The 6,941-nt window shown below is 74.3% G+C and carries 6 protein-coding genes; 3 read left to right on the plus strand and 3 right to left on the minus strand.

The annotated features are described in order from the left end of the window. Window positions 1–20: 20 nt before the first annotated feature. On the minus strand, window positions 21–1,745 hold the full coding sequence (locus ACFU6K_RS26230; RefSeq protein ID WP_380666965.1) for a phospho-sugar mutase: 1,725 nt from the start codon (window positions 1,743–1,745) through the stop codon (window positions 21–23). Between the two features lie 190 nt (window positions 1,746–1,935). Then, window positions 1,936–2,757, minus strand: coding sequence for a purine-nucleoside phosphorylase (locus ACFU6K_RS26235; RefSeq protein ID WP_049654087.1), 822 nt, complete (start codon window positions 2,755–2,757; stop codon window positions 1,936–1,938). 330 nt (window positions 2,758–3,087) lie between these two features. On the opposite strand from ACFU6K_RS26235, the gene ACFU6K_RS26240 reads away from it, so the two are divergent. Continuing rightward, window positions 3,088–3,993 carry a hypothetical protein gene (locus ACFU6K_RS26240; RefSeq protein WP_380666967.1) on the plus strand — a complete coding sequence of 302 codons (906 nt, stop codon included), beginning with the start codon at window positions 3,088–3,090 and terminating at the stop codon, window positions 3,991–3,993. Here ACFU6K_RS26240 and ACFU6K_RS26245 read toward each other — a convergent pair. Then, complete coding sequence (locus ACFU6K_RS26245) at window positions 3,960–4,397, minus strand: gamma-glutamylcyclotransferase (RefSeq protein WP_380666969.1); 438 nt, start codon at window positions 4,395–4,397, stop codon at window positions 3,960–3,962. The two genes, ACFU6K_RS26240 and ACFU6K_RS26245, sit on opposite strands and share 34 nt — an antisense overlap. 99 nt (window positions 4,398–4,496) lie before the next feature. Between ACFU6K_RS26245 and ACFU6K_RS26250 the strand changes: the two genes are divergently transcribed. Both ACFU6K_RS26250 and ACFU6K_RS26255 read left to right on the plus strand, forming a co-directional pair. After that, window positions 4,497–5,951, plus strand: a complete 1,455-nt coding sequence (locus ACFU6K_RS26250) for an NAD(P)H-quinone dehydrogenase (RefSeq protein ID WP_380666971.1) — start codon at window positions 4,497–4,499, stop codon at window positions 5,949–5,951. 200 nt (window positions 5,952–6,151) lie between these two features. Next, window positions 6,152–6,941, plus strand: a 790-nt coding sequence (locus tag ACFU6K_RS26255; protein ID WP_380666973.1) for a DeoR/GlpR family DNA-binding transcription regulator, incomplete at its 3' end; no start/stop codon positions are given.

Below are 6,941 nucleotides of genomic sequence, written 5' to 3' on the forward strand. Positions count from 1 at the left end.
GCTCCACGTGTGCGCGGGGATCAGGCGGTGATGCCGGCCGCGTCGGCGAGGTCCTGCTTGACGGTGGCGAGCAGGGCGGCGGCGCGCTCGCGGGCCGGGGCCAGGTCGGCGGCCGAGGCGACCGGGAGGACGACCTCCAGGTAGCACTTGAGCTTGGGCTCGGTGCCGGAGGGGCGGACCACGATGCGGGCGGAGCGGACGCCCTCGCCGGCCAGGTAGTAGCGCAGGCCGTCGGTGGGCGGCAGCTCGGCGGAGCCGGCCGACAGGTCGTCGGCGCGGGTCACCCGGAGCCCGGCCAGCACGGTCGGCGGCTGCTCGCGCAGGCGGCGCATGGCGTCGGCGATCAGCGAGAGGTCCTGGACCCGGACGGAGAGCTGGTCGGTGGCGTGCAGGCCGTGCTCCAGCGCCAGGTCGTCCAGCAGGTCGGACAGGGTGCGGCCGGACTTCTTGAGGGTGGCGGCCAGCTCGGCGACCAGCAGGGCGGCGGTGATGCCGTCCTTGTCCCGGACGCCCTGCGGGTCGACGCAGTAGCCGAGCGCCTCCTCGTAGCCGTAGCGCAGGCCCTGGGCGCGGGAGATCCACTTGAAGCCGGTCAGCGTCTCGGCGTAGCCCAGGCCCGCGGCCTCGGCGATCCGGCCGAGCAGGGTGGCGGAGACGATGGTGGTGGCGAAGGTGCCCTCGGCCTTCTTCGCGACCAGGGCCGAGCCGAGCAGCGCGCCGACCTCGTCGCCGCGCAGCATCCGCCAGCCGGAGGTGCCGTTGCCGCTCCCGGCCGCGTTGCCGTTGACGGGGACGGCCACCGCGCAGCGGTCGGCGTCCGGGTCGTTGGCGATCACGATGTCCGGGCCGACGGTGGCGGCGGTGCGGAAGGCGAGGTCCATCGCCCCCGGCTCCTCCGGGTTGGGGAAGGCCACGGTCGGGAAGTCCGGGTCGGGCTCGGCCTGCTCGGCGACCACGGTGGGAGCGGGGAAGCCGGCCCGGCGGAACGCGGCGACCAGGGTGTCGCGGCCGACGCCGTGCATCGGGGTGTAGACCACCTCCAGGTCGCGCGGGCCGTGCTCGTCGACGATGGAGACGGCCCGGTCCAGGTAGGCCTCGACGACCTCCTCGCCGAGCACCTCCCAGCCCGACGCGGCGCGCGGGACGTCGTCCAGCGAGCCGATCGCGTCGATCCTGGCGGCGATCCCGGCGTCGGCCGGCGGGACGATCTGCGAGCCGTCGCCCAGGTAGACCTTGTAGCCGTTGTCCTGCGGCGGGTTGTGGCTGGCGGTGACGGTGACGCCGGCGGCCGCGCCCAGGTGGCGGACGGCGAAGGCGAGCACCGGGGTCGGCAGCGGGCGCGGCAGCAGCGCGGCGCGCAGGCCGGCGCCGACCACCACGGCCGCGGTGTCGCGGGCGAAGTCGTACGACTTGTGGCGGGCGTCGTAGCCGATGACGACCAGGTCGCCCAGGCCCTGCTGCTTGACGTACGCGACCAGGCCGGCGGCGGCCCGGATCACCACGGCGCGGTTCATCCGCATCGGGCCGGCGCCGAGTTCGCCGCGCAGGCCGGCGGTGCCGAACTGGAGCCGGTCGGAGAAGCGCTCGGCGAGCTCCGCCCAGGCGAGCTTGCCGTCGGTCTCGACCTCCGGGGCCTCGGCCCGGGCCAGCAGGGCGGCGAGCTCCTCGCGGGTCTGCGGGTCGGGGTCCTCGGCCAGCCAGGTCCGGGCCCGGGTGAGGAGGTCGGTGGTGGGTGCCTGCGTCATGCCAGCTCCATGGGGACGTGCGTCGGGGTGTCGGCCGGAGGTTCCGCTGCGGGTCGGGAGGGTTCCGCCGGGACCGGAGGGTTCCGCAAGGAAGGGGGTCGCGCATGCGGACGGGGCCCACGGGAGGGCGTGATCAGCGGATCACGCCGCCCGTGGGCCCCGTCAGTCATGATTCTGCGCCTGCCGGGCGTCAGATCCGCTCAAGGACCTTCGCCAGCAGCTCGCCCATGCGCTCGGCGGAGGCCTTGCCGGCCTCCAGCACCTCGGCGTGGTTGAGCGGCTCGCCGGTCATGCCGGCGGCCAGGTTGGTGACCAGGGAGATGCCGAGCACCTCGCTGCCGGCCTCGCGGGCGGCGATGGCCTCCAGGGTGGTGGACATGCCGACCAGCTCGCCGCCGATCACCCGGGCCATGTTGACCTCGGCCGGGGTCTCGTAGTGCGGGCCGCGGAACTGGACGTAGACGGCCTCGTCCAGGGACGGGTCGATCTCGCGGCAGAGCTCGCGCAGGCGCTTGGAGTACAGGTCGGTGAGGTCGACGAAGTTCGCGCCGACGATCGGGGAGTCCGCCGTCAGGTTGATGTGGTCGCTGATCAGGACCGGCTGACCCGGGGTCCAGCCCTGGCGCAGGCCGCCACAGCCGTTGGTCAGCACGATGATGCCGCAGCCGGCCGCGGCGGCGGTGCGCACGCCGTGGACGACGGTGGCCACGCCGTGGCCCTCGTAGTAGTGGTTGCGGCCGAGGAAGATCAGGGCGCGCTTGTCGCCGATCTTCACCGAACGGATCGTGCCGGCGTGGCCGGCGACGGCGGGGGCGGGGAAGCCCGGGAGCTCGGTGACCGGGAACTCGGCCACGGTCTCGCCCAGGGCGTCGGCGGCCGGCACCCAGCCGGAGCCCATCACCAGGGCGACGTCGTGCCGCTCGGCACCGGTCAGCTCGCGCAGGCGCTCGGCGGCGGCCTGGGCGGCGGCGTAGGGGTCGGCGGAGACGACCGACTGAGGAGAAGCGTTCACGGGTCAGAGGATAGACGGGTTTCGGCTACGCGCGTAGAAATTCGGCCGCGGCATGCCGGATCGTTACCCGGTTGACCCGAAAACACAGCTCGGTGGCGCTTTTCGGGTGAGCGGGCCGTCGGATCGCACACAACCCGGGTGCCGCGCCGGGCCTTTCCCTCCGGGCGGTCGCTTCGTGCGCGTGCCGTCGTGGTCCGTTTCCCGGAAGGCCGGTCCGGGGCCGGCGGCGGTACGGTGACGGTCGGGGCCCGAGCGGGCCGAGGGGGCCGATCCTTCGACGCCGGCCCGGTGCACGGCCCCGGCGGGGTACGCAGGACGGGGTCGACCGCCATGGGGAACACGGACAGCCGGTACCCGCCGCCTCCGGCGCCGTCCGGGCCCGCGCCGGTGGACCTGGCGGCCCGGGTGGACGCGTTCACCGCGGACTTCCTCCCGAGCGGCCGGTACACCGTGCCGGGGGCGGCCCAGCGCCGGGCGGTGGCCGACGGCGTGCTCGGCGCGCTGGACGGCCGGACCGGGGACGCCGAACGGGCGCTGGCCCGGGCCGGGTACCGGATCACCGAGTTCACCGAGGCGGTGACCGGCCGCCGGGTCACCGAGATCGCCGAGGCCGACGACGCCGGTGCCGGGGACGGCCGCGGCTGGGGCCGGGTCTACCTGGACCGCTCGGTCCGCCCCGCCTGGTCCGTCCAGGTGCCCCACCCGGCCTCGGACGTCCGCACCGAGGCGCTCGGGGTGGAGCTGTTCCGGGCCGTGCCGGGCGGAGTGCTGGTGCTCGCCGGGGCGCACCGCCGGGCCGGGGCGGACGGCTCCTCGGACGTCGCGCACCGCAGTGACACCGTCTTCGCCGCCGTGGTCGAGGCGCTCACCCTGCGCGGCCTGCCCGGCATCCAGGTGCACGGCTTCGGCGCGGCCAGCCTGCCCGGGCGGGACGCGGTGGTCTCCAGCGGCGCCGGGCGGCCGGGCCCGGCCGCCGAACTGACCGCCGCGGGGCTCGACGGGGCGGGCCTCGTGGTCCGCCGGGCCTGGCGGGAGCCGGGTGCGCGGCTGGCCGGCGTCACCAATGTGGCCGGAGTGTTCGCGGCGGGGCTCGGGGTGCCGTGGCTGCACGTCGAGCTGACGTACGGGGTGCGCGCCGACCCGGCCCGGCGCGTGGCGGTGGCGCGGGTGCTCGCGGAGACCGTGCGCGGCTGGGCGGCGGATCAGCAGGGGCGGCGGCGCAGGTCCATCACGTAGTCGTGCGGGGCGCCGGCGCTCTCCGCGGCGTCGGCGACCAGGCCGAGGTAGCGGGCCGCGGGCAGGCCGCCCTCGTAGTCGTTGAGCACGTACGTCCAGACCGGGATGTCCCCGTCCAGGGTCTGCGCGCGCAGCTTGATCTTGCGGTAGATGCCGAGCTGGACGCCCTCCCAGCGGTCCAGGCCCTCCTCGTCCATCGGCGCGACGTCGTACAGCGAGACGAAGACCTGGTCCTTCTCGTCCTCGACCACGGTGGCCAGCGAGCCCTCCCAACCCAGCTGCTCGCCACCGAAGGTGAGCCGCCAGCCGGTTAGCCACCCCGTGCCGCGCAGCGGGGAGTGCGGGGCTCGGCGGGTCATCTGCCGGGCATCGAGGTTGGTGGCATACGCGGCGTAAAGGGGCATGGGGGCCAGGGTAGCCCGGGCGGCGGGCGGGCCGTGGCGACTGGACGAAGGTACGGAAGCCCCGACCCCGGCGTGGCGGCGCTCCGGGCGTGCGGGACAATGGGGAGCGTGACTCGGATCGTGATCATCGGTGGCGGACCCGGCGGCTACGAGGCGGCCCTGGTCGCCGCACAGCTCGGCGCGGAGGTGACCGTCGTCGACACCGACGGTCTGGGCGGATCGGCGGTGCTCACGGACTGCGTTCCGTCGAAGACCCTGATCGCGACCGCGGAGGTGATGACCACCTTCGACAGCTCGTACGAGGAGCTGGGCATCCTGGTCGCGGACGACACCCCGCCGGCCGAGCAGGCGGCCCGGGTGATCGGCGTGGACCTGGGCAAGGTCAACCGCCGTGTGAAGCGCCTGGCGATCGCCCAGTCCCACGACATCACCCAGTCCGTCACCCGGGCCGGCGTCACCGTGCTGCGCGGCCGCGGTCGGCTCGGCACCGGCGGGCAGGCCGTGGACGGCTCCCGCGAGGTGCTGGTGGACGCGCCCGACGGCACCGTGCAGTCGCTGCGCGCCGACGCGGTGCTGATCGCCACCGGCGCCCACCCGCGCGAGCTGCCGGACGCCCAGCCGGACGGCGAGCGGATCCTCACCTGGACCCAGGTGTACGACCTGGAGGAGCTGCCCCGCGAGCTGATCGTGGTCGGCTCCGGTGTGACCGGCGCCGAGTTCGCCGGCGCGTACCAGGCGCTCGGCTCCAAGGTGACCCTGGTGTCCAGCCGCGACCGGGTGCTGCCGGGCGAGGACCCGGACGCCGCCGAGGTGCTGGAGGACGTCTTCCGCCGCCGCGGCATGAACGTCATGGGCCGCTCGCGGGCCGAGAGCGTCAAGCGGATCGGCGACCGGGTCGAGGTCATGCTGGCCGACGGCAAGGTGATCGAGGGCACCCACTGCCTGATGGCGGTCGGTTCGATCCCCAACACCTCCGAGATGGGCCTGGAGGAGGCCGGGGTCAAGCTCAACGACTGGGGCCAGATCCAGGTCGACCGGGTCTCCCGCACCACCGCCCCCGGCGTGTACGCGGCGGGCGACTGCACCGGCGTCTTCATGCTCGCCTCGGTGGCGGCCATGCAGGGCCGGATCGCGATGTACCACGCGCTCGGCGACGCGGTGCAGCCGCTGAACCTCAAGACCGTGGCCTCCAACGTCTTCACCGACCCGGAGATCGCCACCGTCGGCTACACGGCGGCCGACGTGGAGTGCGGCAAGATGGACGCCGTCGTGGTCAAGCTCCCGCTGCGCGGCAACCCGCGGGCGAAGATGCAGGGCATCCGGGACGGCTTCGTGAAGCTGTTCTGCCGCCCGGGCACCGGCATCGTGGTCGGCGGCGTGGTCGTCGCCCCGCGGGCCAGCGAGCTGATCCACCCGATCGCGCTCGCGGTGGACGCCAATCTGACGGTCGAACAGGTGGCCAGCGCCTTCACCGTCTACCCGTCCGTCTCCGGTTCGACCGCCGAGGCCGCCCGGCAGCTGCACGTCCGCAAGCGGGCCGACGGCGAATCCTGAGCGTCCGGCGCACAGTTGAGGGCGGTCGCCGATCGGCGGCCGCCCTTCGCGTCGGCATGGCCGTCACCCGGACGGCGGGCGCAGTTCCGGGCCATTGACGGCGCGTATTGTACGGTCACGCGCCGCTCGTGCGTGAGCAATTCCCGCTACTAGCTGCAAACGCCTGAAAGCAGACGGTCACGCAGGTTACCGTCGGTTCTGTGTTTGCAGCAGAACGTCGCCAGTTGATCCTCGAAATGGTGCGCGCCAACGGAGCCGTCTCGCTCCGGGAGTTGGCCCGCGTCGTCCAGACCTCCGAAGTGACCGTGCGCCGTGACGTGCGGGCGCTGGAGGCAGAAGGGCTCCTCGACCGCCGGCACGGCGGCGCGGTGCTCCCCGGCGGCTTCAGCCGCGAACCCGGATACCCGCAGAAGACCCACCTGTCCGCGGCGGAGAAGAGCGCCATCGCGGACTTCGCCGCCGGCCTGGTGGAGGAGGGCGACGCGGTGGTGGTCGGCGCCGGCACCACCACCCAGGAGCTGGCCCGCCGGCTGGCCCGGGTGCCCGGGCTGACGGTGGTCACCAACTCGCTGCTGGTCGCCCAGGCCCTGGCGCACGCCAACCGGGTCGAGGTGGTGATGACCGGCGGCACCCTGCGCGGCTCCAACTACGCGCTGGTGGGCAGCGGCGCGGAGCAGTCCCTGCAGGGGCTGAGGGTCAACAAGGCCTTCATCTCCGGCAGCGGTCTGACGGCCGAGCGCGGGCTGTCGACGGCGAACATGCTGTCCGCGAGCGTGGACCGGGCCATGGTGCTGGCGGCCGCCGAGGTGATCGTCCTCGCCGACCACACCAAGCTCGGCGCGGCCGGCATGTTCCAGACCGTCGCCACCGAGACCATCACCCGCCTGGTCACCGACGAGCAGGCCACCGCGGACGACACCACCGTCCGCGAGCTGGACGCGCTCGCCGACTGCGGGGTGCAGGTCGACCTGACCCCGCTGGGCGCCGGCC

The sequence above is a fragment of the Kitasatospora sp. NPDC057512 genome (genome assembly GCF_042802135.1).
Classification (GTDB): domain Bacteria; phylum Actinomycetota; class Actinomycetes; order Streptomycetales; family Streptomycetaceae; genus Kitasatospora.